The organism is Blastococcus sp. KM273129 (assembly GCF_021698995.1).
Taxonomy (GTDB): Bacteria; Actinomycetota; Actinomycetes; order Mycobacteriales; family Geodermatophilaceae; genus Blastococcus.
Genome location: NZ_SSXB01000007.1, coordinates 19,694 through 44,871 on the forward strand (window position 1 = coordinate 19,694; position 25,178 = coordinate 44,871).

A 25,178-nucleotide genomic window follows, 5' to 3' on the forward strand; every position below is an offset into this window, starting at 1 on the left:
GGCCGCCCCCGTCAGGCGCGGTCCGCGCCCTGCCGGTGGCGCTCGGCCCAGAGGGCGGCCTGCGTCCGGTCGGCGACCCCCAGCCGCTGGAGGATGTGGGTCACGTGCGCCTTCACGGTGCGCTCGCTGATGGCCAGCCGGCGCGCGATGGACTTGTTGGGCTGCCCCTGGCGGATCAGCTCCAGCACCTCGCGCTCCCGTTCGGTCAGCGGGTCGGCCTGCGCCCGCCCGCGCACCTCGGACAGCAGCGACCGGGCGACCGCAGGGTCGACGGGTGCGTCGCCCCGGACCACCGCCCGCACCCCGTCGAGGACGGTCTCGGCCTCGCTCTGCTTGAGCAGGTAGCCGTCGGCGCCCGCGTGGACGGCGGCGAGCACCAGGTCGGCGTCGGCGAAGGACGTCAGCACCAGGATGCGGACCGGGTCCCCGGCCGCGCGCAGGGCCCGGATCACCTCGACGCCGTCGAGCACGGGCATCGACAGGTCGAGCAGGAGCACGTCCGGCCGCAGGGCCGCCACGGCCGCCAGGCCCGCCCGCCCGTGGGCCTCCGTGCCGACGCAGACGACGTCCGCGGCGGTGCCCAGCAGGTGCGCGAGCCCGGTCCGGACGATCGAGTGGTCGTCGACGACCAGGACGCGGATCACCGGACCGCCCCGGCCGCGGGCACGGCGGCGGCCGGCCGGGGGCCGGCCGGCTCGACGGGGACGGTGACCGTCAGCCGGGTGCCGCGCCCGGGACAGCTCTCCGCGGTCAGCGAGCCCCCCGACTCCCCGATCAGGTCCGACAGCGCGCGCAGCCCCAGGTGGCCGGCAGCGCTGCGCTCGGCCAGCCGGGCGTCGTCGAAGCCGACCCCGTCGTCGTCCACGACCAGCGTGACGACGTCGTCGCGGCGGGTCAGCGTGATCCGGACGGTGCGGGCCCGGCTGTGGTGGGACACGTTGCGGACCGCCTCCAGGGCGCAGCGGTACAGCAGCGCGGCCGCGGGGCGGGGCAGGCCGTCGGCCGGGCCCGCGTCCAGGACCACCTCGCAGCCCCGCCGCTCCAGCCCCGCGGCCAGCCCCTGGAGCGCCGGCCCGAGCCCCGCGGCGGGGAGCGGTGGCGGGCTGAGGTCCACGAGGAGCCGGCGGAGCTCCGAGACGCAGCGGCGCAGGCCGCCGGCCGTGGCCGCCAGCAGGGCGCGGGTGCGGGGGTCCGCGGAGCCGCCCAGCCGGGCGGCGTCCAGGTCGTAGGTCAGCCCGGTGAGGTCCTGCACGACGCCGTCGTGCACGTCGTGGGCGATGCGCCGCCGCTCGGCGTGGGAGGCGTCGACGGCGGCCCGGAGGAGGACCGCCTCACCCTCCTGGCTGCGGCGCAGCCGCCGGGCCAGGTCCCACGCCAGCGGAATCTGCAGCAGCTCGAGGGCCAGCAGGGCGCCCAGCCCGGCCGGGGCGAAGCGCCGCCAGGCCTGCTCGGCGGCCTCGGCGACCGCGTCGTAGGACTGGTACACCTCCACGATCAGCGGCCGGCCGCTGCTGTCGCGGACGCCGACGTAGGCCTCCAGCAGCTCCCCGTGACCGCGCTCGTACCGGTTCTCCGGGTCGGACAGGTCGCTGACGTGGGAGAGGACGACGTCCCCGGAGAGCACCCGGAGCTCGGCGTCGTCCAGGGGGAACACGCGGCCGATCAGGCGCGGCTCGTCCGACCAGACCAGACGGCCCTCGGCGGTCCAGACCTTCACCCGGACGACGGGACCGGAGGCGACGACGGGCTGGACGGCGTCGGCCAGGGCCGCGCCGGCCCCGGGGTCGCCCACGGCCACCTCAGGGGTCAGCCGCGGCTCCACGACGCCGTGGGCCACGACGCGGGCCAGCCGCTCGGCCGAACGGGTCGCCTCCTGCTCGCCGGCGTGCTGGGCGAGGACCCCGGTCACCCCGATGAGCGCGGCCGTCACCAGCAGCCCGGCGAGGGTGAACCGGGCGACCGAGCCGGCGACCGAGACCCTGGCCCCGACCCCGCTGCTGCGGCGACTTCGCGACACGGGCGGAGGGTAGGCGCGGATGCGCTGGTGGAGAGGGGGGTGCACCCCGGACCCCCAGTTTCGGGTGGGACCGCGGTACTAGCCCCAACGTCCACTGGAGGACGCGACCCCCGGCGGGGGAACGTGCCGCCATGCGACGGCACGGCGCTCCGCCCGGACCCCGGGGTCTGCGGCCGGTGCTGCCGTTCGTCCGTCCCGAGCGCGGCCGGCTCGCGCTGGCGGCCGGTGCCTCCATCGGTCAGGTGGGCTGCTCGTTGCTGCGCCCCTGGCCGCTGGCGCTCGCGGTCGACTCCGCGCTCGGCGGGCTGCCGCCGCAGGGCCCGGCGGCGCCGCTCGCCGGTGTGGATCCGGTGGGCCTGCTGGTCGTCGCCGCGGTCGCCACGGTGGCGCTGGTCGTCGCCGAGGGGCTGCTCGGTGTCGCCGCGACGGCGAGCAGCGAACGGGCGGCCGAGCGCATCGGGGGCCGGTTGCGGGCCGGCGTCTTCGCCCACGTGCTGACCCTCTCGCTGCGCTGGCACGACCGGACGCGCTCCGGCGAGGTGGCCAACCGGCTCACCACCGACGTGGGGCGGGCCCTCGACGCCGTCGTCGTCACGTTCACGACGCTGGTCCCCGACCTGCTGCTGCTCACCGGCGTGCTGGTCGTGCTGCTCGCCGTCGACCCGGTGCTGGCGTTGCTCGGGACGACGGTGCTGCCGGTCCTGGCGTGGCTGACCGCGCGGCAGCGCCGGCGGGTCCGGGCGGCCGAGCAGGCCGCCCGCGCCGCGTCGGGACGGCTGGCCGCCACGGCGGTGGAGCTGCTGCGCAACGTGCGGGCCGTCCAGGCGTTCGGCCGCCTGGACCGGGCGCAGGCGATGTTCGCCGCGCACAACGACAGCACGGTCGCCGCCGAGCAGGCCGTGGTCACCACCGAGGCCCGGTGGTCGCCCGTGCCGTCGGTGGTCCTCGCCTTCGGCACCGGCGCCGTCCTGCTCGCCGGCGGCCTGCAGGTGCGCGACGGGGTGCTGACCACCGGGGAGCTCCTGGTGGTCCTGGCCTACCTGCGCGACCTGCAGTCCCCGGTCCGCGGCCTGGTGCGGCTGACCGGGGTGCGGGCGAAGGCCGCGGCCAGCATCGCGCGCCTGGCCGAGGTGCTCGACTGCACCGAGGCGGTGCCCGCGCCCGCCCGCCCGCACCCGGTGCCGCCGGTGCGGGAGGGGCTGCGGCTGGAGGGCGTGCGGTTCGCCTACGCGCCGGACCGCCCGGTGCTCGACGGCTTCGACCTCACCGTCGCGGCGGGGGAGACGGTCTGCCTGTTCGGGCCGAGCGGATCGGGCAAGAGCACCGTCCTGCAACTGGTCCTGCGGCTGTACGACGTCGACGGCGGCCGCATCCTGCTCGACGGGATCGACCTCCGCGGCTTCGACCCGGTGCAGCTGCGCCAGAGCCTGGCCTACGTGCCCCAGGACCCGTGGCTGCTCGACGGCACGCTCGCGGAGAACATCGCGTTCGGCAACCCGGCGGCGACCCGCGAGGAGCTGGTGGCGGCGGCGCAGGCGGCCCGCGTGGAGGAGTTCGCCGCCCGCCTGCCCCTGGGCTACGACACGCCGCTGGGCGAGAGCGGGGCCCAGCTGTCGGGCGGCCAGCGCCGGCGGGTGGCCCTCGCCCGGGCCGTGATCTCACCGGCACCGGTCCTGCTGCTCGACGAGCCGACCGCCTCCCTGGACCGGGAGGCGGCCCACCAGGTGATCGCCGCGATCCGCACCGTGGGCCGCGGCCGCACCGTGCTGGTCGTCACGCACGACCCCCGGCTGGCCGCCATCGCCGACCGGACCGTGGAGGTGCAGCCGCCGGCCGGCCCGCTGCCCGCGCCGCCGCCGGTCGTCGCGGCCCGCCCGGTCGCCGCCCGTCCCGTCCCGGCGCACAGCGCCCGCGGCGGCGCCACGCCGCGGCCGCCGGTCGCGCCCGCGCCCACGGCACCCGCCGGGTGCGCACCTGCCACCGGCCCGGGCCGCACCCCTGCCCGCGCCGGTCGTCCGTCCCAGGGGGAGAGGAGGTGACCTGCATGTCCACCACCCGCGTCCTCGGCGCCGTCGTCTCCGCGCCGAGTCACCGGAAGAAGAAGGGGCGCAGCCGCAGCAAGAGCCGCAGCTACTCCCGTTCGCGCTCGCGCTCGAAGAAGTACTGAGAGCGCTCCCCCGAGCGAAGCGTCCCCCCGGCCGTCCCCCCAGTCCCGGCCGGGGGGACGCTTCCCCGCCCGAGCCCCTCGAGGAGTACCGCCGTGAGCCTGCCGCCCGTGCGCCCGGACCGGGACGACGGCGGCCCCGTGTGGGCCCCGCCCCGCGGGAGCCACCTCGTGCCGGGGCAGCTGGCGTGGGAGGAGCTGGCCGTCGGGCACCACTGCCAGACCTGGTTGTGCTGGTCGGCGCAGCTGTGGCAGCCGACCCTGGTGAAGGTCGTCCGCCCCGGCTGGTCGCGGCCGCGCTGGACCCGGGCGCTCGGGCGGGAGGCCCGCGCGCTGCGGGCGGTGCGGCACCCGGTCTTCCCCCGGCTGCTCGGCAACGGCACCCGCGCGCCGCTGCCGCACCTGGTCCTCGAGTACCTGGACGGTCCCGCGCTCGACGAGGTCGTCGGCGAGGACGGGCCGCTGCCCGCGCCCGACGCGGCGCGCCTGGGCGTGGCGCTGCTCTCGGCCCTGCGTGGGCTGCACGCGGCCGGCCACGCGCACCTCGACGTCTGCCCGGACAACGTCCTCCTCGTCGACCGCCGCGCGCGCCTGGTGGACCTGGGCGCCTCCCGCCCGCTGGGGCACGTGCTGCGACGGGGGGAGGAGGTCGGCACCGACGGCTTCGTCGCACCGGAGCTCGCCGCGGCTCGGGGCGGGCCGGTGACGGCGGCGATGGACGTCCACGGGGTCGGCGCGACGCTGCGCGCCGTCCTCGACCCGGCGAGCGGCCCCGGACCGCTGGACGGCGTGCTGGACGCGCTCACCCACCCGGAACCGGCGGCCCGGCCGACCGTCGAGCAGGCGCTCCGGCTGCTGGTCCGGCGCACCGGCCGGGGGGCGGACCGCCCCTGGCCCCGCTGGGCCGACCGCGAGCTCGCCCCCGCCGCACCCCACCGGCGGGCGCCGCGCGGGCTCGCGGGCCGGGCCGCCGGAGGCGCCGGGCGCGACGGGCTCGTGGCGATCAGCGGGTGACGACCCCGGGTCCGTCGCACCCGGTGTGGACCCGGTGCGCCCGCCGGGGTCGTCAGAAGGGGAAGCGGCGCCGGGTGTGCTGCACGCTCACCCAGTGGTCGGTGGTGAACTCCTCGATCGCCCACTCGCCGCCGAACCGGCCCAGGCCCGACTCCTTCTCGCCGCCGAACGCGGTGTTGTTCTCGTCGTTGAGCGGGGAGTCGTTGACGTGCGTCATCCCCGCCTCGACCTGCAGCGCGAAGTCGACCCCGCGCAGGGTGTCCCGGGTGAAGACGGCGCTGGAGAGCCCGTACTCGGTGTCGTTGGCGATGGCGAGCGCGTCGGCCTCGTCGCGGGCCCGGATGATCGTCGCGACGGGGCCGAACACCTCCTGGCGGGCGGTGGCGACGTCGTTGCCGCCCAGCAGCACGTGCGGGGGCAGCACCGAGCCGATCGGTCCGGTGGGGTCGCCACCCAGCAGCTGCTCGGCGCCGTCGTCCCGGGCCTGGGTCACCTTCTGCTGGATGCCCTCCAGCTGCTTGCCGTTGATGATCGGGCCGATCACGGTGTCGGCCTCGCGGGGGTCGCCGGCCTTCAGCCCGCGCACCCGCTCCACGTAGCGGTCGACGAACTCGTCGTGCACCGCGGCGTCCACCACGATCCGGTTGGTGATCATGCACACCTGGCCCTGGTGGAAGAACTTCCCGAACACCGCGGCGTCCACGGCGTACTCCACGTCGGCGTCGTCGAGCACGACCAGCGGGCCGTTGCCGCCCAGCTCCAGCGAGAGCTTCTTGAGGCCGGCCTTCTCGGCGATCCCCTTGCCCACCGGCGTGGAGCCGGTGAAGGACACCACGCGCGGCGTCGGGTGGCTGACGATCGCGTCACCGATGTCCCGGCCGGCGCCGATGACGACCGACAGCAGGCCCGGGGGCAGCCCCGCCTCCTCGTAGACCTTGGCCAGCAGCAGGCCCCCGGTGACCGGGGTGTCGCCGGCGGGCTTGAGGACGACGGCGTTGCCCAGCGCCAGGGCGGGGGCGACCGAGCGGTTGGACAGGTGCATCGGGACGTTCCACGGGCTGATCACCGCGACCACGCCGACCGGCCGGCGGTAGACCCGGCTCTCCTTGCCCTCCACGTCGGCCGGCAGGATCCGGCCCTCCACCCGGTACGGGTAGGACGACGCCTCGTGGAAGTCCCGCAGGGTGATCGCGAACTCGAACTCGGCGGCCGGCGCCGCGGCGCCGCTCTCGCGGATGTGCCAGTCGACGATCTCGTCCTTGCGGGCCTCCATGATCCGGGCGGCGCGGCGCATCACCTCGGCGCGGTCGCCGGGCAGCCGGGCGGCCCACTCGCGCTGGGCCTCCTTCGCCGTGGCGTAGGCCTCGTCGAGGTCGTCGGCGTCCGCGAGCGGGATCTCGGTCAGCGTCTCGCCGGTGTAGGGATCGGTGTCGGTGGCGGTCCTGCCGGCCCGGCCGGCCCGCCAGGTGCCGCCGATGGGCATCCGGTCGAAGCCGTCGTAGGGCGCGGGTGCGGTGGTGTCGGAAGCCATGGGTGCGGCCCTACCCGGTCGCCCGCAACGGACACGTCCGTCCCCGGTCAGCCGGTCGCGGGCCCGGCGAGCAGCACGGGGACGGGGGAGTGCCGGGTGACGTGCTCGGCCACGCTGCCGAGCACGCGGTGCGAGAGGCCCCGGCCCCGGCGGCCCACGACGACGACGTCGGCGCGCTCCTCCACCGCGACGTCGAGCAGCGCGGAGGCGGGGCGGCCGCTGACGATCTCGATGACCGGTCGCGGGGCGGTGAACCAGCCGGCCCGCTCGGCCAGCAGCGCGCGGCACCGGTCCCGCTCGGTCTCGTCGCGGAACTCGACGACGTCGGGGTCGACGGCCATCACCAGCACCACCCGTGAGCCCGCGGCGTCGAAGAGCCGCACCGCGTCCCGCAGGGCCCGGTCGGACTCCGGGGACCCGTCGACGCCCGCGACCAGCGTGACCGCGCCCGCGGACACCGGTGTCTCGTCGGTCAGGGGCGTGCGCTCGACCACCCGGTCCTCGCTCCGGGCGCGTTCGAGCGCCATCGGTACGAACAGCGGACCCAGCACCGCGCCGAGGAACCACCACTGCGGCGCGCGGTAGCCGCGGCGGCCGAGGAAGAGGGCGGCCCCGAACCCGGTGGCGACCCAGATGACGAGGACGAGGGCGACGAAGACCGACGTCGGCACGGCGGTTCCTCCCGTGGCTCGCGGGGGCACCATCGCCGTGCCCCTCCCACGCCTGACGCCCGGCGGACGCCTCCGGTTCCCGGCCGGCGGCCACCTAGACTCGGCGGACGTGCCCCGCGAACCGATGATCGCCCCGAGCCTGCTCTCCGCGGACTTCGCCCGGCTGGCCGACGAGGTGGCGCGCGTGGCCGACGCCGACTGGCTGCACGTCGACGTCATGGACGCCCACTTCGTCCCGAACCTGACCCTGGGGCTGCCGGTGGTCGAGGCGATCCAGCGGGTCAGCCCCGTCCCCCTGGACTGCCACCTGATGATCGAGGACCCCGAGCGCTGGGCGCCGGGCTACGCCGAGGCCGGTGTGCGCAACGTGACCGTGCACGCCGAAGCCTGCCGCGACGCCCGTGCCGTCGCCCGGGACATCCGGGCCGCCGGGGCGCTCGCCGGGCTGGCGATCAAGCCCGGCACGCCGCTGGAGGCGCACCTCGACGTGCTGCGGGACTTCGACACCCTGCTGGTCATGAGCGTCGAGCCGGGCTTCGGCGGCCAGGCCTTCATCGCCGACGTGCTGCCCAAGGTGCGGGAGGCCCGCCGGCTGGTCGACAGCGGTGAGCTCACCCTCCTGGTCGAGATCGACGGCGGCATCAACGGCGACACCATCGAGCAGGCCGCCGAGGCCGGCGTCGACATGTTCGTCGCGGGATCGGCCGTCTACGGCGCCGACGACCCGGCGACGGCGATCGCCGCGCTCCGCGCGCAGGCCGCCGCCGCGATGCGCGGGTGAGCCCCTCCCCGGCCGAGCGCTCCGCCAGCACCCCGGCGCACGAATCCAGCGCGAGCACCCCGGCGCACGAGTCCAGCGCGAGCACCCCGGCGCACGAGTCCAGCGCCATGGCCCGGGCGCGGGAGCTCGCCGCCGCCGTCCTCGGGACGACGAGCCCCAACCCCGCGGTCGGCGCGGTGGTCCTCGATGCCGACGGCGGTGTCGCCGGCGAGGGGGCCACCGCCCCGCCCGGCGGCCCGCACGCCGAGGTCGTCGCCCTGGCGCAGGCCGGTGAGCGGGCCCGGGGCGGCACCGCCGTCGTCACCCTGGAGCCGTGCGCGCACACCGGGCGGACCGGCCCGTGCGCCGACGCCCTGCTGGCCGCCGGCATCGCCCGGGTCGTCGTCGCCGTGCCCGAGCCGACCCAGCTGGCCGGCGGGGGAGCGGACCGCCTGCGGGCGGCCGGCGTCGACGTCGTCCTGGGCGTGGAGCAGGAGGCCGCGGAGCGCGGCGCGCTGGCCGGCTGGCTCACCGGGGTACGGGAGCACCGCCCGTACGTGGTCTGGAAGGTGGCCGCCACGCTGGACGGGCGGGTCGCCGCGGCCGACGGCAGCAGCCGTTGGGTCACCGGGCCGGAGGCGCGCGCCCAGGTGCACCGGCTCCGGGCCGGCTCCGACGCCGTCGTCGTCGGCTCGGGGACCGCGCTCACCGACGACCCGCAGCTCACCGTCCGGGACGCCGACGGCCGGGACGCCGCCCGGCAGCCGCTGCGCGTCGTCGTCGACCGCCGGGACCGCCTGCCGGCGCACGCCCGCGTGCTCGACGACGCCGCCCCCACGCTGGTCAGCCGCGCCGGGTCCCCCGGGGAGCTGCTGGCCGAGCTCTTCGCCCGCGACGTCCGGCGCGTGCTGCTGGAGGGCGGGCCCACGCTCGCCGCCGCGTTCCTCCGGGACGGGCTGGTCGACGAGGCCGTCGTCCACCTCGCCCCCAAGCTGCTGGGTGCCGGCCCGTCCCTCGTGGGCGACCTGGGAATCACCGGCATCGGCTCGGCGCTGTCCTTCTCGGTCGCCGACGTCCTCCGGTTGGGTGGGGACGTGCAGATCCGGCTGCACCCCACCCGGCACACTGGTGGGAGCACCCGCACGAGCGGGGACGGCGTGGACGGAGGGAGCTGAGGTGTTCACCGGCATCGTCGAGGAGGTGGGCACCCTGGCCGCCCGGGAGGACCAGGGTGATTCCGCCGTCCTGCGCATCCGCGCCCGGACCGTGCTCACCGACGTCTCCCTCGGTGACTCCATCGCGGTCAACGGCGTCTGCCTCACCGTCACCGGGGTCCAGCCCGGCGAGGACGGCAACGGCGTGTGGACCACCGACGTCATGGCCGAGACGCTGCGGCGCAGCAGCCTCGGCTCGGTCGCCGACGGCCAGCCGGTCAACCTCGAGCGCGCGGTCGCGCCGCACACCCGCCTGGGCGGGCACATCGTCCAGGGCCACGTCGACGGCGTCGGGCGGATCGCCTCGCGCACCCCCGGCGAGCACTGGGAGGTCGTGCGGATCGCCCTCCCGGCCGACCTCGCCCGCTACGTCGTCGAGAAGGGCTCCATCGCCGTCGACGGCGTCTCCCTGACCGTGAGCGCCGTCAGCGGCACCGCCGACCCCGAGCCCTGGTTCGAGGTCAGCCTCATCCCCACCACCCTCCGCGAGACCACGCTCGGCGCGCGCGCCCCGGGGGAGCCCGTCAACCTGGAGGTCGACGTGATCGCCAAGTACGTGGAACGCCTGCTGGGAGCACGCGCATGAGCGAGCCGCGCACCCGGCTGGACTCCATCGAGAGCGCCATCGCCGCGATCAAGGACGGCCGCCCGGTCGTCGTCGTCGACGACGAGGACCGCGAGAACGAGGGCGACCTCATCTTCGCCGCCGAGCTGGCGACCCCCGAGCTCGTCGCGTTCATGGTCCGCTACACCTCCGGCTACGTCTGCGTGGCCGTGACCGAGGCTGACGCCGACCGGCTGGACCTGCCACCCATGCACCGGGTGAACCAGGACCGCCTCGGCACCGCCTACACGGTCACCGTCGACGCCCGCGAGGGCGTGACCACCGGCATCTCGGCAGCGGACCGCGCGCACACGATCCGCACCCTGGCCGACGCCGACACCACCTCGGCCGACCTGGCCCGCCCCGGCCACGTCGTCCCGCTGCGCGCCCGCGACGGCGGCGTGCTGCGCCGCCCCGGGCACACCGAGGCCGCCGTCGACCTGGCGTTGCTGGCCGGCCTGCGGCCGGCCGGGGTGCTGTGCGAGATCGTCAGCGAGAAGGACCCGGTGGGCATGGCCCGCGGCGAGGAGCTGCGGGTCTTCGCCGACGACCACGACCTGGTGATGGTCTCCATCGCCGACCTGATCGCCTACCGCAAGCGCTTCGACAAGCTGGTCGAGCGGGTGGCCGAGGCGATCGTCCCGCTGGCCCCGGGCACCTTCACCGCCGTCGGCTACCGCAGCTCCTACGACGAACGCGAGCACGTGGCCTTCGTCTACGGCGACATCGGCGACGGCGACGACGTGCTCGTCCGCGTCCACTCCGAGTGCCTCACCGGCGACGTCTTCGGCTCGCTGCGGTGCGACTGCGGCCCGCAGCTGCAGGCGGCGCTGGCCGCCGTCGCTCAGGAGGGCCGCGGCGTGGTGCTCTACATCCGCGGGCACGAGGGCCGGGGCATCGGCCTGCTGCACAAGCTGCAGGCCTACCAGCTGCAGGACATGGGCGCCGACACCGTCGACGCCAACCTCGACCTGGGGCTCCCCGCGGACGCCCGGGACTACGGCACCGGCGCGCAGATCCTCGTCGACCTCGGCATCCGCACCATGCGCCTGCTCACCAACAACCCGGCCAAGCGCGCCGGGCTGGAGGGCTACGGGCTGCGGGTGCTGGGCCGGGTCTCGCTGCCGAGCCACGTCACCGCGGAGAACCTCGGCTACCTGCGCACCAAGCGCGACCGCATGGGGCACCTGCTCGACATCATCGAGCCCGAGACGGAGTCCGGCCCCGCCGACGCCCCCGGCGCCACGACGGTGCCCGGCACCGACGTCCCCCTCGGCCAGGACGAGCAGCCCGCATGAGCGGCACCGGAGCACCGGAGGCGGCACCGGTCGACGCCACCGGCCTGACCCTCGGGGTGGTCGCCACCACCTGGCACGCCGAGATCACCGGCGCGCTGCTGGACCGCGCGGTCGCCGCCGCCCGGGCCTGCGGCGTCGCCGCCCCGACCGTCGTCCGCGTGCCGGGCGCGGTCGAGCTGCCGGTCGTCGCCCAGGCCCTCGCCGAGCGGCACGACGCGGTCGTGGCCCTCGGCGTGGTGGTGCGCGGTGGGACGCCGCACTTCGAGTACGTGTGCGACGCGGTCACCGCGGGGCTCACCCGCGTGGCGCTGGACGCCGGTAGGCCGGTGGGCAACGGCGTCCTCACCACGAACGACGAGCAGCAGGCCCGCGACCGGGCCGGGCTGCCCGGATCGGCCGAGGACAAGGGCTGGGAGGCCACCCTCGCGGCGCTCCGGACCGCCCTCGTGCTCCGCGACCTGCGCACCCCCCAGCGGCAGACCGGGTTCTCCGCCGCCCCCGCCGGCCAGGAGGCCCGCCCGTGAAGACCTTCGACAGCCTGTTCGCCGAGCTCACCGCGAAGGTGGCCGCCGGCGACGCCGCCTCCGGCACCGTCGCCGCGGTGCGGGACGGGGTGCACGCGGCCGGCAAGAAGGTCGTCGAGGAGGCCGCCGAGTCCTGGATGGCGGCCGAGCACGAGGGCGAGGAGCGCACCGCCGAGGAGATCAGCCAGCTCCTCTACCGGGTGCAGGTCCTCATGCTGGCCCGGGGCCTCACCCTGGACGACGTCTACGCTCACCTCTGAAAGGACCTCGTCCCTCCCCACGACACGCTTCGCGCGCCGCGGGTCCCTGGGACGAGGCCGTTCCATCATGTCGCCTTAGGAGACCAGTCGTGCTGCGCGTCGCTGTGCCGAACAAGGGTGTGCTGAGCGAGCCGGCGGCGGAGATGCTCGCGGAGAGCGGCTACCGCCAGCGGCGCAGCGCCAAGGACCTCGCCGTCTACGACCCGGACAACGACACCGAGTTCTTCTACCTGCGCCCGCGCGACATCGCCGTCTACGTCGCCGCCGGCACGCTGGACGTCGGCATCACCGGCCGGGACATGCTGCTGGAGACCGCCCCGGACGACGGCGAGGGGCCCAGCGCGGTGGAGGACATGCCGCTGGGCTTCGGCCGCTCCTCGTTCCGCTTCGCCACCCCGGTGGAGTCGGAGATCCAGGACGTCGCCCAGCTCGCCGGCAAGCGGATCGCCACCGCGTACCCGGTGCTGCTGCGCCGCTACCTCGACGAGCAGGGGCTCAAGGCCGACGTCGTGAAGCTCGACGGCGCGGTGGAGACCGCCTGCCGCCTCGGGGTCGCCGACGCGGTCTGCGACGTGGTCGAGACCGGGACGACGCTGCGCGCCGCCGGGCTGCACATCATCGGGCGGCCGGTGCTCAGCAGCGAGGCGATCCTGGTCCGCCGCGAGGGGGCGGAGGAGATCCCCGCCGTGGCGCAGCTGCGCCGGCGGCTGCGCGGCGTGCTCGTCGCCCGGCAGTACGTGATGCTGGACTACGACTGCCCGAACGAGCTGCTGGACCGGGCCACCGCGGTCACCCCGGGCATCGAGGGCCCGACGGTGAGCCCTCTCCAGACGGCGGGCTGGTCGGCCGTGCGCGCGATGATCGCCCGCAACGACACCAACCGGGTGATGGACGAGCTCTGGGAGCTCGGTGCCCGAGCGATCCTGGTGACCAGCATCCACGCCTCCCGCATCTGATGAGGACGGCGGCAGCGGTGCTGCTCCTGGCCGGCGTGCTGCTCGGCGCCTGCGCCACCGGTCCGGGCAGCGCCGGCGACCCCACCACCGGACGTTCCGCGACGACGGGCGTCTCGCAGGCCGACGACGACCTGACGGTCGAGGTGGACCGCGGCGACGGCACGCCCCCGGAGACGTGGACGCTGACCTGCTCGCCGGGCGCGGGTGGCAGCCACCCGCGGGCCGAGGAGGCCTGCGCGCACCTGGCCGGGATGGCGGAGCCGTTCGCCCCGCTGCCCGACGACCTCGTCTGCACCGAGCAGTACGGCGGCCCGCAGACCGCGCACGTCACCGGGCGCTGGGACGGGGAGCCGGTCGACCTGCGGTTGTCCCGCGTCGACGGCTGCCGCATCGCCCAGTGGGACTCGCTGGGCCCCCTGCTGCCCGTCCCGGTGGGGGAGCGGCCGCTACCGCTGGGCTGACCGCGCCGGCCCTCCCGGTCAGCGCACGCGCGCGGTGCGGTCCACCAGGTCGATGGCCGTGCACAGCCCGAGCGCCATGGCCCGCCCGCTGGTGGCGCCGGTGGCCAGCAGCCGCGCGATCGCCGGGGCCAGCGGGCGCTCGCCGACCAGCCCCCGCAGGACCGCCGCGTACTCCCCGCTCACCTGCCCGGCGGCCGCGTGCCGCAGGAGCGCCCGGGACAGCTCGGTGGTGCGGCCCCCTGCCGTCGAGCAGACGCCGGCGGCGAAGCGCTGCGCCGCGGGGTGGCCGAGCAGCACCAGGCCGGCGATCGTGCCGGCCACGACGTCGTCCCCGGCCGGCGTGAGGCCCGGCCCGAGCCCGATCAACCGGGTGGCGGTGCGCAGCGCCGCCTCCAGGTCTGCCCGGCGCACCGCGCCCCGGAGGGCCGCCAGCGGGCCCCCGGGACCGGTCGGCAGGCCGGGCAGCGTGAACGAGCTGTGCGGCACGCCCTCGCCGTAGAGGGCGTTGCGCAGCTGGCGGACGCCTTCGGGCAGCAGCGCCGGGCGCCCCCCGGGCAGCCGGGGGCGCGGGTCCCACCAGGCGGAGGCGCTGACGGCCAGATCGCCGACGACGACCCGGCCCCCGCCCACCTCGGCGGGGGCGCCCGTGGGGACCGCGACCAGCGGCCGCCCGTTGCTGGGCCGGAAGAGGACGCAGCCCAGCGGCAGCCGGGCCGCGTCGCTGGTGAGCAGGCCGACGACCTCGCCGCCACCGCGCTCGCCGACGACCTGGACGTACACCGCCGCCGGGACGCTGAGCAGCACCCGCGCCGGGCGGACGGGGCCGCGCAGCACGTCGGCCACCGCGGTGCTCGCCGCGGCGGGCACCGCGCCCGGCGTCGCGATCACCGGGGCCGGGCGGCCGGCGGGGCGCGCCGAGTCGCGGGGCAGGGGGATCGTGGGCGCCCCGGCCCGCGCGGTGCGGCCGCGCCGGGCGAGGTGCTCGGTCGAGCCGGTCCGGACCTCGGTGTCGTCGATCGCGCGCATGGGACGCCCTCCACCCGTCGGGACACGGAGGCCGGTGGGTCGGCGCTCCGCCCTCGCCCACCCGCGCCGGGGACGGTGCGCGGGCCACCTGCGGGCCGCCTACCATCCACCGAGCAGGTGGAACGAGGTCGAACCTAAGCGGCGCGTCGCACGCCCTCTTATGGCGGATGTCGCCAAGAATGGGGTCCGGCGTCCGGGGACACCTGACAGGCTCCTGCCGTGTGGCACCCTGGACGACGACTGGAAGGGGATGCCTTGTGACACAGAGTGATGCGTCGCTCATGTCGTCCACGCACGGTAATGGAACCACCCCGTTCCGTCGCAACTGGGCGGTCGCCGAGTCGCCCCGCTCCGACCGGCGCGACGAGCGCGCGAGCTGGCAGCAGCGCATGGGGCTGACCGTCGAGGACGCCCTCGCCCTGCCCGTGCTCTCCGGGACCTCCGTCACCGGCGGCGCGGCCGGGCTCGGCCGGGTGATCCGCCACATGGTCGTCGACGACCCCGCCGACCCGCTGGCCGCCGCCGGCCCCGACGTCCTCGTCGTCCTGGGGGCCCGGCTGCCGCCCGCCGACCCGGTCAGCTGCCGGGCGCTGGTCGAGCGGCTGGACGCCGTCGGCACCGCGGCGCTGGCCTACCGGCGCGTGGACGGTCCGCCACCGCTGCCGGCCGAGGTGCTCGCCGAGGCCGGGCGCCGGGGACTGCCGGTGCTCGCCCTCCCGCCCGCGGCCCGGCTGGACGAGATCGTCTCCGGGGTCCTGGGCGCCGTCGTCGCCAAGCAGGGTCAGGCCCTGGCGCTCTCCTCCCGCATGGACGACGAGTTCACCGAGGTCGCGCTCACCGGCGGCGGCCTGGCCGAGGTGACCCAGCGCCTGGCCGTGATGCTCGAGGGCGCCGCCGTCCTCGGCCTGGGACCCGACCGGGAGGTCGTCACCAGCGCCGGCCCGGCCGACGACGTGGCCGAGATCAGCGACTGGCTCTGGCTCCTGGACGCCGCGGCCGACGACGAGCTGGCCGCGATGGCGCCGTCGCTGCGGCTCTCGGGCGTCCGGGCCGACCAGACGGTGGTCACGCCGGCCGACCTGGACGCCGACCTCTCGCCCGCCGACGGCATCCTGCTCGTCCCGGGTCACCACGAGCTCCCGGGCGGGGTCGGCGAGTACGCCGTGGCGCCGATCATGGCCGGTGAGCAGCGGCACGGCTGGCTGGTCGCCGTGCACCGCACCGGGGCGATGATGCTCGGCGCCGGTGGTGTCCTCGAGCGGGCCGCCGTCATCGCCGCGCTCTCCGTGATCCGCCTGCAGGCCGTGCACTCGGTGGAGCTGCGCTTCCAGGGCGACCTCGTCCGCCGGCTGGTCGGCGGCGCGGTCGGGCACACCGAGCGGACCCTGGCCTACACCCGTTCCTTCGGCTGGCGCCTCGACGGTCCGGTCGCGGTCCTGGTGACGGCGACGGAGACCATGGCCGACGCCGCGGCGGATCCCACCCGCGCCCTCGACGTCCTCGACCGGCTGGCCGACGGCTGGCGCGCGGCCCTGGAGTCGGAGGTCGCGGGCGCGGCGGTGGCGGGGCTGGCCACCGAGATCGTGACGCTGCTGCCGCTGGACGGGCGCACCCCGGAGGAGCTCTCGGCCCTGGTCTCCGCGGTGAGCTCCCGGGTCAACGGGCGGCTGCGCCGGGTCGGCCGGGTGCTGGGGACCGGCATCGGCCGGCCCGCCGGATCGCTCTCCGAGCTCGCCGAGGCCCACCGGCAGGCCCAGCGCGCCCTCGGCGTGGGGCTGGAGATCCACGGCGCGTCGGCGGTCACCCACTTCGACCAGCTCGGCGTCTTCCGGCTGCTCTCGCTGATCCCGGACAGCACCGAGCTGCGGTCCTACGTCGACGAGGTGCTCGGCCCGCTGGCCGACGCCGTCGACCCCGACTCCGCCGACCTCCGGGAGACCCTGCGGGTGCTGCTGGAGACCAACCTCAACGTGGCCGAGTCGGCCCGGCGGCTGCACTTCCACTACAACACGATGCGGTACCGGATCGGGAAGCTGGAGCGCATCCTCGGGTCGTTCACCACCGACCCGACGCTGCGGCTGAACCTCCTGCTGGCGCTGCACGCCGCGCGCATGCGGGGCCTGGACCAGCCCGCCCGGCCCCCGCTGGACGGCGGCGTCGGCCTGCCGGACGACGGCTTCGACGCGCTGCTCTGACGGGCGGGGCCGGCCGGGCGCGGGCCTGGCTCACCCGGCACGGCCCCGTCCAGAGGCTCGCCGCGAGGCTGCGAGCGGTGAGGAGGACGGGGTCCTTCGTCAGTCGCGGAAGACCTCGATCTCGGCGCCCATCTCGACCAGGCGCTCGTAGAGCTGCTCGTACCCCCGGGCGATGATGTCGACGTTGCGCAGCACCGAGGTGCCCTTGGCCGCCAGCATGGCCAGCAGGATGCACACGGCCGGGCGCAGCGCCGGCGGGCAGACCACCTCGGCGGCCCGCCAGCGGGTGGGGCCGGTGACGAGCACGCGGTGCGGGTCGAGCAGGCGGACGTCGGCGCCCAGCCGGGTGAGGTCGGAGAGGTGGATCGCCCGGTTGTCGTAGACCCAGTCGTGGATGAGCGTCGACCCCTGCGCCTGCGCGGCGATCACCGCGAAGAACGGCAGGTTGTCGATGTTCAGGCCCGGGAACGGCATCGGGTGCACCTTGTCCAGGGGTGCCTGCAGCTCCGACGGGTGGATGGTGATGTCGGCCAGCCGGGTGTGCCCGTTGTCGGCCAGGTACTCGGCGGAGAGCTCGTAGCGCAGCCCCATCTCCGCGAGGACGGCGAGCTCCACCTCGAGGAAGTCCACCGGCGCCCGGGCCACCGTCAGCTCCGAGCCGGTGACGATCCCGGCGGTCAGCAGGCTCATCGCCTCGACCGGGTCCTCGCTGATCGTGTAGTCGACGTCCGCGTCGAGCACCGGCCGCCCGCGGACCACCAGCGTGGTCGAGCCCATGCCCTCGATGCCGACGCCCAGCAGCTCCAGGTAGAGGCAGAGGTCCTGGACCATGTAGTTGGAGCTGGCGTTGCGGATGGTCGTGGTGCCGTCGGTCCGGGCCGCGGCCAGCAGCGCGTTCTCGGTCACGGTGTCCCCGCGCTCGGTCAGCACGATGGTGCGGTCGGCGGCGGCCGGCCCGTCCACGCCGGCCTGGTACTCCCCGGCGTGCGCCTCGACGGAGAGGCCGAACGGGCGCAGCGCGATCATGTGCGGCTGCACCGTGCGGGTGCCCAGGTCGCACCCGCCCGCGTACGGCAGCCGGAACGAGCGGGCCCGGTGCAGCAACGGCCCCAGGAACATGATGATGCTGCGGGTGCGCCGCGCGGCGTCGGCGTCGATGCCCTCGAGGTCGAGCTCGTCGGGGACGACGAGGGTGAGGTCGTGCCCGTGCTCGTCCCAGGTGGCGGAGACGCCGATGGAGCGCAGCACGTCGAGGATGCGCTCGACCTCGACGATCCGGGAGACGTTGCGCAGGGTCGTGCGGCCCCGGTTGAGCAGCGAGGCGCACAGCAGCGCGACGGCGGCGTTCTTGGAGGACTTGACCGCGACCCGGCCACGCAGCGGGTGGCCGCCGGTGACGCGGAGGTGCGCCGGGCCGGCCGGGCCGAGCCGGATCAGCTCGCTGTCGAGCGCCGCGGAGAGCCGACCGAGGAACTCCAGCGTGAGGTTCTGGCTGCCCTGCTCGATGCGCGCGACGGCGCTCTGGCTGGTGCCCAGCCGCTCGGCGAGCTGCTGCTGGGTGAGGCCGCGGTGGCGGCGGGCGTCGCGGACGAGGGCGCCGATCCGCCGGACGGCCTCGTCGGCGGGCTGGTCGGTGAGCGTCACCGGGCCACGTTATCTCGTATCTGAGATGACGGCGGTACGACGCCGGGGCGGCGCGGGGGACCGGCACACTGCACGCGTGGACGTACTGGTCACCGGCGGCACCGGCCGCCTCGGGCAGGAGCTGGTCCCGCGGTTGCGCGACGCCGGGCACCAGGTGCGGTCGATGTCGCGCCGGGGCACCGGTCCCGGCGGGGTGCGGGGGGACCTCGCGACCGGGCGGGACCTGGCGCAGGCGGTGGCGGGCGCTGAGGTGGTGGTGCACGCCGCCAGCGACCCGCGGGGCAACCCGTGGGAGGTCGACGTCGCCGGCACCCGGCGGCTGGTGGAGGCCGTCGACCGGTCGCGCCCGCCGCACCTGGTCTTCGTCTCGATCGTCGGGGTGGACCGGGTGCCCCTGTCCTACTACCGCGCGAAGTACTCGGCCGAGCAGGTGCTGCTGGCGTCGGGGCTGCCGGTCACGCTGGTGCGGATCACCCAGTTCCACGGCTTCGTCGACGAGCTGCTCGGCACCGCGCGCCGCGGGCCCCTGCTGCCGGTGCCCATGGGCTGGCGGGTGCAGCCGGTCGACGTCGCCGACGCCGCCGCCCACCTGGTCGGGGTGGCGGGCGCGGCGCCGTCGGGCGGCGTGGTGGAGCTGGGTGGCCCCGAGGAGCACTCGGTGGCCGACCTGGCGCGGGCGTGGGCGGCCGTGCGCGCGCCGGGCGCCCGGGTCATCGCCACCCCCGTGCCGGGCCGGCTCGGCGCCGCGCTGCGGGACGGCGCCGCGGTGCCTGCGGGTGGCGCGCGCGGGCACCGCACCTGGGCGGAGCACCTGCACGGCTGAGGACGCCGCGGACCGCAGCGTTCCTGCCCCCTTCCGCGCCGCGGGCGCCAGCCGCGTGCCACGGCCGGAAACGCCGGAGCCGTGCCGGTGGGCGCCCCTAGGGTCCGGGGCGTGACCACCCCCGCACCTCCGGACGGCCGCACGCTGCTCGCCGTCGCCGTCACCGTGCTCGCCTGGGCATCGGCCTTCGTGGGCATCCGCGCGGTCGGCGAGGACCTCTCGCCCGGCGCGCTGGCGCTCGGCCGCCTGCTGGTCGGCGCGCTGGTGCTGGGCCTGCTCCTCGCCCGCCGCGGCTGGGTGCGCCCGACGGCCGGTGAGTGGCGGCTGCTGGCCGTCTGCGGCCTCGGCTGGTTCGCCGTCTACAACCTCGCCCTGAACGCCGCCGAGCAGCACCTCGACGCCGGGACGACGGCGATGCTGGTCAACATCGGGCCGCTGCTGATCGCGGTGCTCGCCGGGCTGCTGCTGGGCGAGGGCTTCCCGCGGTGGCTGGTCGCCGGGCTGGCCGTGGCGTTCGCGGGCGTGCTGCTGATCGGGCTGGCGACGCGCGGCGCGGAGGCGGACCTGACCGGCGTCGTGCTCTGCGTGGTGGCGGCGGTCACCTACGCGGTGGGCGTGGTGGCGCAGAAGCCGCTGCTGCGCCGGCTGCCCGGGCTGCAGGTCACCTTCACGGCCTGCGCGATCGGCGCGGTCGCCTGCCTGCCCTGGGCCGGCGTGCTGGTCGCCGACCTGGGCGCCGCGCCGGCGGGGTCGGTGGCAGGCCTGGTGTACCTCGGCGTCGTCCCCACCGCGCTGGCGTTCACCACCTGGGCCTACGCGCTGTCGCGCACCGACGCCGGACGCCTGGGGGTCACCACCTACCTGGTGCCGCCGCTGGTCGTCCTGCTCGGCTGGCTGCTGCTGGGCGAGGCGCCGCCACCCCTGGCGGTGGCCGGTGGCCTGGTGTGCCTCGTCGGTGTCGCGGTGTCCCGACGGCGGTCGCGGCCGGCGCTCGTGCCGCCCGCCGGTCCGCCCGTCGCCCGGGCGGGGGCGCTCGACCCGCGGTAGGCCCGCGACGGGCCCGCGGTGCACCCCGGCGGCGACCGGGTGTGCACCGCGGCGCGACCATGGGGTAGGCACGCACCGGGGCCACCGCCGGTGGTCCGCCGTCGAGACCGGCCGGGAGGTCCGTGGTGGAGGAGCAGGACTGGGCGCAGGTGGTCGCAGCCGCGACGCGGGCGCCGTCGATCCACAACACGCAGCCGTGGCGGTTGGCCGCCTGGCCCGACCGGCTGGAGCTGCACCTGGACCGGGACCGCGCACTGCCGGTCCTCGACCCGACCGGCCGTCAGCAGGTGATCAGCTGCGGCGCGCTGCTCGAGTTCGCCGTCGCCGCCCTGGCCGCTGCCGGCCACGGCACCGAGGTGGCGCTGCTCCCCGACGCCGGGGACGTGGACCACCTGGCGACGGTCCGGCTCGCCGGGGCCGTGGAGCCCACCGACGACGATCGTGTGCTGGCCGCGGCGATCCCCGAGCGGCACACGGTGCGGGCGCCGTTCGAGCCGCGCGCCGTGCCCGGCGACCTGCTGGACCGCCTCCAGCGGGAGGCCGGGGCGTCAGGGGTGTGGCTCAAGCCCATCACGCGCTCCGAGGAGGAGGTCGCCACGGTGTTCCTCATCTCCCGGGCCGAGGAGATGGAGCAGGGAGACCCCGCCTACCTCGCCGAGTTGGAGCGGTGGCTGCGTACCGATCCGGCCGCCCAGGACGGGGTGCCGGTGAACGCGGTGCCCAGCGGGGACCCCCACGAGCGGGCGTCCAACTGGCTGATCCGCGACTTCGTCGTGGGGCAGCGCGAGCAGCAACCGTTCCGGGCCGGCGGCGACCCCGACGCCCCGCCGCCGGCGGTGGAGCGGCCGGCCGTCGTCCTCATGGGCACCGACGGCGACGACCGCGCCGACTGGCTGCGGGCCGGCCGGGCGCTGGGCCACCTGCTGCTCCGGGTCACCGCGGCCGGTCTGGTGGCCTCACCGCTGACCCAGGCGCTGGACTGGCCGGCGACCCGGGTGCGCATGCAGGCGCGGTTGTCACTGGTCGGCCACCCGCAGATGCTGCTGCGGCTGGGCTACCCGCGCCCGGCCGAGCCCGGCGACCCGGCGCCGGCGGTCAGCGGCCGGCGCCCGGTGCGCGACGTCCTGCGCTTCGAGCCCGCGGGCTGACCACCGGACGGCTCAGCCGCGCTGGCGCGGCGGGGCCCAGGGGTCCTCGGGGTCGGTGCCCGGGTCCTCGTCGTCCGCGCCGGTACGGCGGTCGCCGCCGACGGCGGACTCCAGCGCGGCATCGCGCGCCCGGGCCTGCTCGGCCAGCCGTGCCCGCTCGCACTCGCGCTCGGCGCGCCGGGACGACTCCACGGCCGCGAGGTCACCGCCGCGCCCGAGCCACCACAGGACGGCGCCGCTGAGCGCCAGGGCGATGGGCAGCGGGTAGGCCGCGGCGCGCTCCATGCCGCCCTCCCCGAGGTACCGGGTGACCCCGGTGAGGAAGAAGACCGTGCCGGCCGTGGCGACGATCCCGAGCAGCACCACGACGGTGCCGAGCGACTCGGAGATCGGCCGGACGGCATAGGCGAGCGCGATCAGCCCGAGCGCGCCGCCGGCCAGGTGGAGGACGGCCCCGACGGCGTGCACGGTGCCGTTGCCGTCGGTGGGGAAGACGCCCACCAGCAGCACGCCCAGCGCGGCCGCGCCGAGCAGCGCCGGCACCGCACGCGCGGCAGCACCGCGGAGCACGGGCAGGAGCAGCAGCGCCCCACCCAGGATCAGCGCCGCCTGGACGACGAACGAGGCGTTCATGAGCTGCCGGGCGGGGGAGTCGGCCGTGCCCAGGGCGCTGATGACCTCGTCGGCGCGCGAGTAGGGGCCGGTCCAGCGGGCCTGGGCCACGGCCTCGACGACGAAGAACTGGAGCGTCAGCACCCACAGCAGCGCGCCCCAGCGGAGGCGGTTCGGAGTCACGGCAGCCATCGTCCCAGCTGCCCCGGAGCGATCCGGTCCAGGACGGCGGACAGCTGCGCGGCGGACAGCCAGGAGGGGTTGCTGCCGGCCGGCATGCGCAGCACCTCGGCGTCGGCGAATTCCGGGTCGGCGCGCAGCTCGGCCCGGCCGACCGGTGCGTCCAGGCGGAGCAGGCGGACCGGGACGACCGGGCCGTCCGCGGTCTCGCCGACCGGGCCGGTGACGCGGCCGACCGCGTGGACGCCCGGCGTCACCCGCCCGCTCACCCACAGCAGGACCGGCTGCCCGGCCGCGACCAGGTCGAGCCGGTAGCTGCGGCGCACGCAGCGCGCCAGCTCCCGGGCGGTGCCGGGCAGCCAGCCGGCGTCGAGGGCCGGCGGTGGCCGCGCGCTCTTGAGCAGCCAGCCGGCGACGTCGGCGGCCCGCAGCCGCGCCGGCGCCGCCGGCCGGTGCACGCGCCGGGTCAGTCGGTGGCCGAGTGCAGGTCGGCGCCCGCCGGGTCGGCGTCGTCCGACCCCACCGCCTGCCGCTCCTGCTCGGTGCGGTGCTCGAGCACCTCGTCGCTGGGGTGCGGGTCCTTGGCGTGCTGGGTCCGGTCGCGGGTGGGGTGCTCCTGCGGCTCCATGACGTCGTCGAGGTTCGGGGTGTCCTGGGGGCCGGTCATCGTGGCGTCCTCCGGTCGATCGGCGGTGCGGTCGGGGAGAGCCATAGCCGCGACCGCGCGCCGCTAACCGGCGACGGTGCTCACCGCGGCTCCAGCCGGGCGGCCGGCAGCCACGCCTCGACGAGCGCCGGCCCGTGCGGCCGGCTCACCGCGTAGGTGACCCGGCCCTGCCAGGCGCCGTCGCGCTGGCGCCACTCCACGAGCAGCCCCGGCCAGGTGCCGGGCGCCTCCGGGGGGTCGTGCACCCAGCAGTGCCGCCCCTCGCCGGGCTCCCCGGGGGCCGCCGGTCGGGCCGCCGCGGCCGGACGGGACGGCGGGGCGGGCAGCGGGGAGGAGAGCTGGGGGACCACGCCCGACCCCGCCGCCCGCTCACCCAGGGAGCGGCCGCCGCGCCCCCGGTTCATCCCGCCCGCCACGGGAGCAGTCTCGCACGCCGGTCGAACATGCGTTCGACGGCGCACCGGCCGCCGGACGTGGGACGGGCGCCCTCCGCGGTGATCGCGGAGGGCGCCCGTGCGGGGTGCTGCGTCAGGCGACGGGCGTGATGCGCCCCTCGCCGCCGACCGGGTAGTCCGTGGCGCTGACGACGCCGCCGAGGTCCTCGACCAGGTAGGTCTCCAGCGCCTCCTGGTAGGTCACCGGCAGGACGGTGAACGCGACCCCGTCGAACGGGTAGCCGTCGCCGCCGCGGAGCAGGAAGTCGATCGTGGCGACCGGGATGGTCTCCAGCGCACCGGTCGGCACGCCGCCCTCCACGAGCGCGGTCCCGTCGTCCAGGACCAGGTCGACGACCCGCGAGCCGACCGGCTGGGTCACGTCGTAGGTGACCCGGTAGCCCGCGGCCTGGGCGAACTGGCCCGCCGCGCCCGGCAGACCGGACAGTCCGCGCTCGACGCCGGCGATGAAGGTCTCGACCGGCATGGCCGGGGCGACGCCGACGAAGTTCGAGAACGGGAGGACCGTGTAGGTGTCCAGGGCGGTGATCTCCCCGGCCGGGATGACCGCGGCGTTGCGGATGCCGCCGCCGTTCTGCAGGGCGACGACCGGAGGCGTGACGCCGGCCGCGGCGGCCTCGCGCCGGCCGGCGGCCAGGAGGGCGTCCGTGGCGAGGTTGCCCAGGTTGGTCTCCCGGCTGCGGACGTCGTCGCGGATGCCGTTGAGGTCGACCTGCGAGGTGGCCACCACCTGCTCGGCGAGGTCCGCGACGTACTCCTGCACCGGCTCGACGACCCACCGGTTCACCGCGTAGTTCGCCGGGACGGCGTCCGGGCCCTGGGCCGCCACCGGGAGGACGCGCGAGGCGTCGTCGTGCACGGTGACGACCTCGCCGGCCGCGTCGAACGACACGACGAGGCGCCCGACGTAGCTGTAGAGGGCGGCCGTCGTCACCACGGGCAGGACCTCGCCGTCGGCGTCGGTCGGGGTCAGCGGGTAGGAGCCGAAGACGTCGGTGCCGTTGGGGACCAGCGGGTCGCCCTCGTCGGCGAGCAGTTCGTGCCCCCCGCCGCCGATGATGACGTCGACGCCGCGGAGCTCGGTGGCGAGCGCCACCTCGTTCTCGATGTCCTGCAGGTGCGAGACGAGCACGACCTTGTCGACGCCGGCGGCCTCGTACGCGGCGGCCTGGGCGTTCGCGATCCCGGCGAGGTCGGGGTCGATCGTCACGTCGCGGGAGCTGGTCAGGCGGGCGAGGTCCGGCGTGGTGAGCCCGATGAAGCCGATCTGCTCCCCGCTCTCCTCGACGACGTGCGAGGTGACGACGGTGCCGTCGGCCACGCGCGCCAGCAGGGCCGGCTCCTGCTCGAAGCCGAGGTTGCTGGACACGATCGTCGTCTCCGGGCGGATGTCGCCGATCCACTCGGCGAAGAAGTCCGGGCCGAGGTCGAAGTCGTGGTTGCCCGGGATCGAGACGTCGAAGCGGGCGGCGTTGAACGCGGTGGCGTCGTAGATCCGGCGCCCGGACTCCTCGCTGGCGGCCAGCTGGGGGCCGGGGAGGAAGTTGTCGCCGGCCGAGACGGTGACCACGCCCCGGTTCTTCGCCGCGCCCTCGGGCCGCGGGCCGGTCAGGGCGAGCATCTGTTGCCGGCGGATCAGCTCGACGAAGCGGTCGGCCCCGCCGTAGGTGCCGCCGTCGTCGGCGGTCACCGGCAGCAGCGCCGACTCGAGGTCGTTGGCGTGCAGCAGCGTGAGGGTGAAGTCGGGGCGGGGATCCTGGGCGGGCGCGGCGGTGGCGGTCCCCGCCAGGGTGCCGCCGGCCAGCGAGGCCACGGCCACGGTCGCCACGACGGTGCCGCGGCGCAGGTGCTTCAGAGACATGACGCTCCGGGGTGGTTGGGGGAGCTTGCCCGGGGAGCGTCACACC

26 protein-coding genes are annotated in these 25,178 nt (G+C 76.5%); 15 read left to right on the top strand and 11 right to left on the bottom strand.

Going from position 1 to position 25,178, the window contains the following annotated elements:
- Nucleotides 1-11 precede the first annotated feature (11 nt).
- Both E9565_RS03530 and E9565_RS23060 read right to left on the bottom strand, forming a co-directional pair.
- Nucleotides 12-644, bottom strand: coding sequence for a response regulator transcription factor (locus E9565_RS03530; RefSeq protein WP_236834077.1), 633 nt, complete (start codon nt 642-644; stop codon nt 12-14).
- A complete protein-coding gene (locus E9565_RS23060; RefSeq protein ID WP_236826858.1) occupies nt 641-2,017 on the bottom strand; it encodes a sensor histidine kinase in 1,377 nt (458 codons plus the stop codon). The genes E9565_RS03530 and E9565_RS23060 overlap by 4 nt, the downstream gene beginning before the upstream one ends.
- Nucleotides 2,018-2,193: 176 nt before the next feature.
- On the opposite strand from E9565_RS23060, the gene E9565_RS03540 reads away from it, so the two are divergent.
- The 3 genes from E9565_RS03540 to E9565_RS03545 all read left to right on the top strand — a co-directional run bounded on the left by E9565_RS03540 (nt 2,194) and on the right by E9565_RS03545 (nt 5,195).
- Complete coding sequence (locus tag E9565_RS03540; RefSeq protein ID WP_236834078.1) at nt 2,194-4,056, top strand: ABC transporter ATP-binding protein; 1,863 nt, start codon at nt 2,194-2,196, stop codon at nt 4,054-4,056.
- A gap of 5 nt (nt 4,057-4,061) precedes the next feature.
- The gene (locus E9565_RS22245; RefSeq protein ID WP_255709039.1) at nt 4,062-4,184 is read left to right on the top strand and encodes a hypothetical protein; all 123 of its coding nucleotides are present in this window, start codon (nt 4,062-4,064) and stop codon (nt 4,182-4,184) included.
- Between the two features lie 93 nt (nt 4,185-4,277).
- Nucleotides 4,278-5,195 (top strand): protein kinase, encoded by a 918-nt coding sequence (locus E9565_RS03545; protein ID WP_236826856.1) that lies wholly within the window; start codon nt 4,278-4,280, stop codon nt 5,193-5,195.
- Between the two features lie 52 nt (nt 5,196-5,247).
- Here the strand turns inward: E9565_RS03545 and E9565_RS03550 are convergent, their stop codons facing one another.
- On the bottom strand, nt 5,248-6,726 hold the full coding sequence (locus tag E9565_RS03550; RefSeq protein WP_236834079.1) for an aldehyde dehydrogenase family protein: 1,479 nt from the start codon (nt 6,724-6,726) through the stop codon (nt 5,248-5,250).
- A 47-nt stretch (nt 6,727-6,773) separates the two neighbouring features.
- Nucleotides 6,774-7,397 (bottom strand): universal stress protein, encoded by a 624-nt coding sequence (locus tag E9565_RS03555; protein ID WP_236826854.1) that lies wholly within the window; start codon nt 7,395-7,397, stop codon nt 6,774-6,776.
- Between the two features lie 109 nt (nt 7,398-7,506).
- Between E9565_RS03555 and rpe the strand changes: the two genes are divergently transcribed.
- The 8 genes from rpe (at nt 7,507) to E9565_RS03595 (ending at nt 13,474) form a co-directional block, all read left to right on the top strand.
- Nucleotides 7,507-8,178 (top strand): ribulose-phosphate 3-epimerase, encoded by a 672-nt coding sequence (gene rpe / locus E9565_RS03560; protein ID WP_236826853.1) that lies wholly within the window; start codon nt 7,507-7,509, stop codon nt 8,176-8,178.
- Nucleotides 8,175-9,332, top strand: a complete 1,158-nt coding sequence (gene ribD / locus E9565_RS03565) for a bifunctional diaminohydroxyphosphoribosylaminopyrimidine deaminase/5-amino-6-(5-phosphoribosylamino)uracil reductase RibD (protein ID WP_236834080.1) — start codon at nt 8,175-8,177, stop codon at nt 9,330-9,332. Before rpe ends, ribD begins: the two co-directional genes overlap by 4 nt.
- A gap of 1 nt (nt 9,333) precedes the next feature.
- Nucleotides 9,334-9,957, top strand: a complete 624-nt coding sequence (locus E9565_RS03570; protein WP_236826851.1) for a riboflavin synthase — start codon at nt 9,334-9,336, stop codon at nt 9,955-9,957.
- Nucleotides 9,954-11,273 carry a bifunctional 3,4-dihydroxy-2-butanone-4-phosphate synthase/GTP cyclohydrolase II gene (locus E9565_RS03575; RefSeq protein ID WP_236826850.1) on the top strand — a complete coding sequence of 440 codons (1,320 nt, stop codon included), beginning with the start codon at nt 9,954-9,956 and terminating at the stop codon, nt 11,271-11,273. The genes E9565_RS03570 and E9565_RS03575 overlap by 4 nt, the downstream gene beginning before the upstream one ends.
- Nucleotides 11,270-11,797, top strand: a complete 528-nt coding sequence (gene ribH / locus E9565_RS03580) for a 6,7-dimethyl-8-ribityllumazine synthase (protein ID WP_236826849.1) — start codon at nt 11,270-11,272, stop codon at nt 11,795-11,797. Before E9565_RS03575 ends, ribH begins: the two co-directional genes overlap by 4 nt.
- Nucleotides 11,794-12,057: a phosphoribosyl-ATP diphosphatase gene (locus E9565_RS03585; RefSeq protein ID WP_236826848.1), complete on the top strand. Its 264-nt coding sequence runs from the start codon at nt 11,794-11,796 to the stop codon at nt 12,055-12,057. The genes ribH and E9565_RS03585 overlap by 4 nt, the downstream gene beginning before the upstream one ends.
- A gap of 89 nt (nt 12,058-12,146) precedes the next feature.
- Nucleotides 12,147-13,013, top strand: coding sequence for an ATP phosphoribosyltransferase (hisG, locus tag E9565_RS03590; protein ID WP_236826847.1), 867 nt, complete (start codon nt 12,147-12,149; stop codon nt 13,011-13,013).
- Nucleotides 13,014-13,030: 17 nt separating this feature from the next.
- Entirely contained in the window at nt 13,031-13,474 is a 444-nt protein-coding gene (locus E9565_RS03595) for an SSI family serine proteinase inhibitor (RefSeq protein ID WP_236834081.1), read from the top strand.
- Nucleotides 13,475-13,492: 18 nt separating this feature from the next.
- On the opposite strand, the gene E9565_RS03600 is transcribed toward E9565_RS03595, so the two are convergent.
- Nucleotides 13,493-14,500, bottom strand: a complete 1,008-nt coding sequence (locus E9565_RS03600) for a DUF2877 domain-containing protein (protein ID WP_236834082.1) — start codon at nt 14,498-14,500, stop codon at nt 13,493-13,495.
- A 281-nt stretch (nt 14,501-14,781) separates the two neighbouring features.
- On the opposite strand from E9565_RS03600, the gene E9565_RS03605 reads away from it, so the two are divergent.
- Nucleotides 14,782-16,695, top strand: coding sequence for a helix-turn-helix domain-containing protein (locus tag E9565_RS03605; RefSeq protein WP_236826844.1), 1,914 nt, complete (start codon nt 14,782-14,784; stop codon nt 16,693-16,695).
- Nucleotides 16,696-16,794: 99 nt separating this feature from the next.
- Here E9565_RS03605 and E9565_RS03610 read toward each other — a convergent pair whose 3' ends face one another.
- A complete protein-coding gene (locus tag E9565_RS03610; RefSeq protein ID WP_236826843.1) occupies nt 16,795-18,339 on the bottom strand; it encodes a UDP-N-acetylglucosamine 1-carboxyvinyltransferase in 1,545 nt (514 codons plus the stop codon).
- 76 nt (nt 18,340-18,415) lie between these two features.
- Here E9565_RS03610 and E9565_RS03615 point away from each other — a divergent pair, with 76 nt between their 5' ends.
- The 3 genes from E9565_RS03615 (at nt 18,416) to E9565_RS03625 (ending at nt 21,357) form a co-directional block, all read left to right on the top strand.
- Nucleotides 18,416-19,162, top strand: coding sequence for an SDR family oxidoreductase (locus tag E9565_RS03615; RefSeq protein ID WP_236826842.1), 747 nt, complete (start codon nt 18,416-18,418; stop codon nt 19,160-19,162).
- Nucleotides 19,163-19,273: 111 nt separating this feature from the next.
- Complete coding sequence (locus E9565_RS03620) at nt 19,274-20,209, top strand: DMT family transporter (RefSeq protein WP_236826841.1); 936 nt, start codon at nt 19,274-19,276, stop codon at nt 20,207-20,209.
- Between the two features lie 125 nt (nt 20,210-20,334).
- A complete protein-coding gene (locus E9565_RS03625; protein ID WP_236834083.1) occupies nt 20,335-21,357 on the top strand; it encodes a hypothetical protein in 1,023 nt (340 codons plus the stop codon).
- A 12-nt stretch (nt 21,358-21,369) separates the two neighbouring features.
- On the opposite strand, the gene E9565_RS03630 is transcribed toward E9565_RS03625, so the two are convergent.
- From E9565_RS03630 to E9565_RS03650, 5 genes are all read right to left on the bottom strand, one after another.
- Nucleotides 21,370-22,161 carry a DUF998 domain-containing protein gene (locus E9565_RS03630; RefSeq protein WP_236834084.1) on the bottom strand — a complete coding sequence of 264 codons (792 nt, stop codon included), beginning with the start codon at nt 22,159-22,161 and terminating at the stop codon, nt 21,370-21,372.
- On the bottom strand, nt 22,149-22,607 hold the full coding sequence (locus tag E9565_RS03635) for a hypothetical protein (RefSeq protein ID WP_236834085.1): 459 nt from the start codon (nt 22,605-22,607) through the stop codon (nt 22,149-22,151). Before E9565_RS03635 ends, E9565_RS03630 begins: the two co-directional genes overlap by 13 nt.
- Nucleotides 22,608-22,615: 8 nt before the next feature.
- The gene (locus E9565_RS03640) at nt 22,616-22,816 is read right to left on the bottom strand and encodes a hypothetical protein (protein WP_236826837.1); all 201 of its coding nucleotides are present in this window, start codon (nt 22,814-22,816) and stop codon (nt 22,616-22,618) included.
- Nucleotides 22,817-22,896: 80 nt separating this feature from the next.
- Entirely contained in the window at nt 22,897-23,232 is a 336-nt protein-coding gene (locus tag E9565_RS03645) for a hypothetical protein (RefSeq protein ID WP_236834086.1), read from the bottom strand.
- A gap of 112 nt (nt 23,233-23,344) precedes the next feature.
- Complete coding sequence (locus tag E9565_RS03650; RefSeq protein ID WP_236833512.1) at nt 23,345-25,132, bottom strand: bifunctional UDP-sugar hydrolase/5'-nucleotidase; 1,788 nt, start codon at nt 25,130-25,132, stop codon at nt 23,345-23,347.
- Nucleotides 25,133-25,178 lie beyond the last annotated feature (46 nt).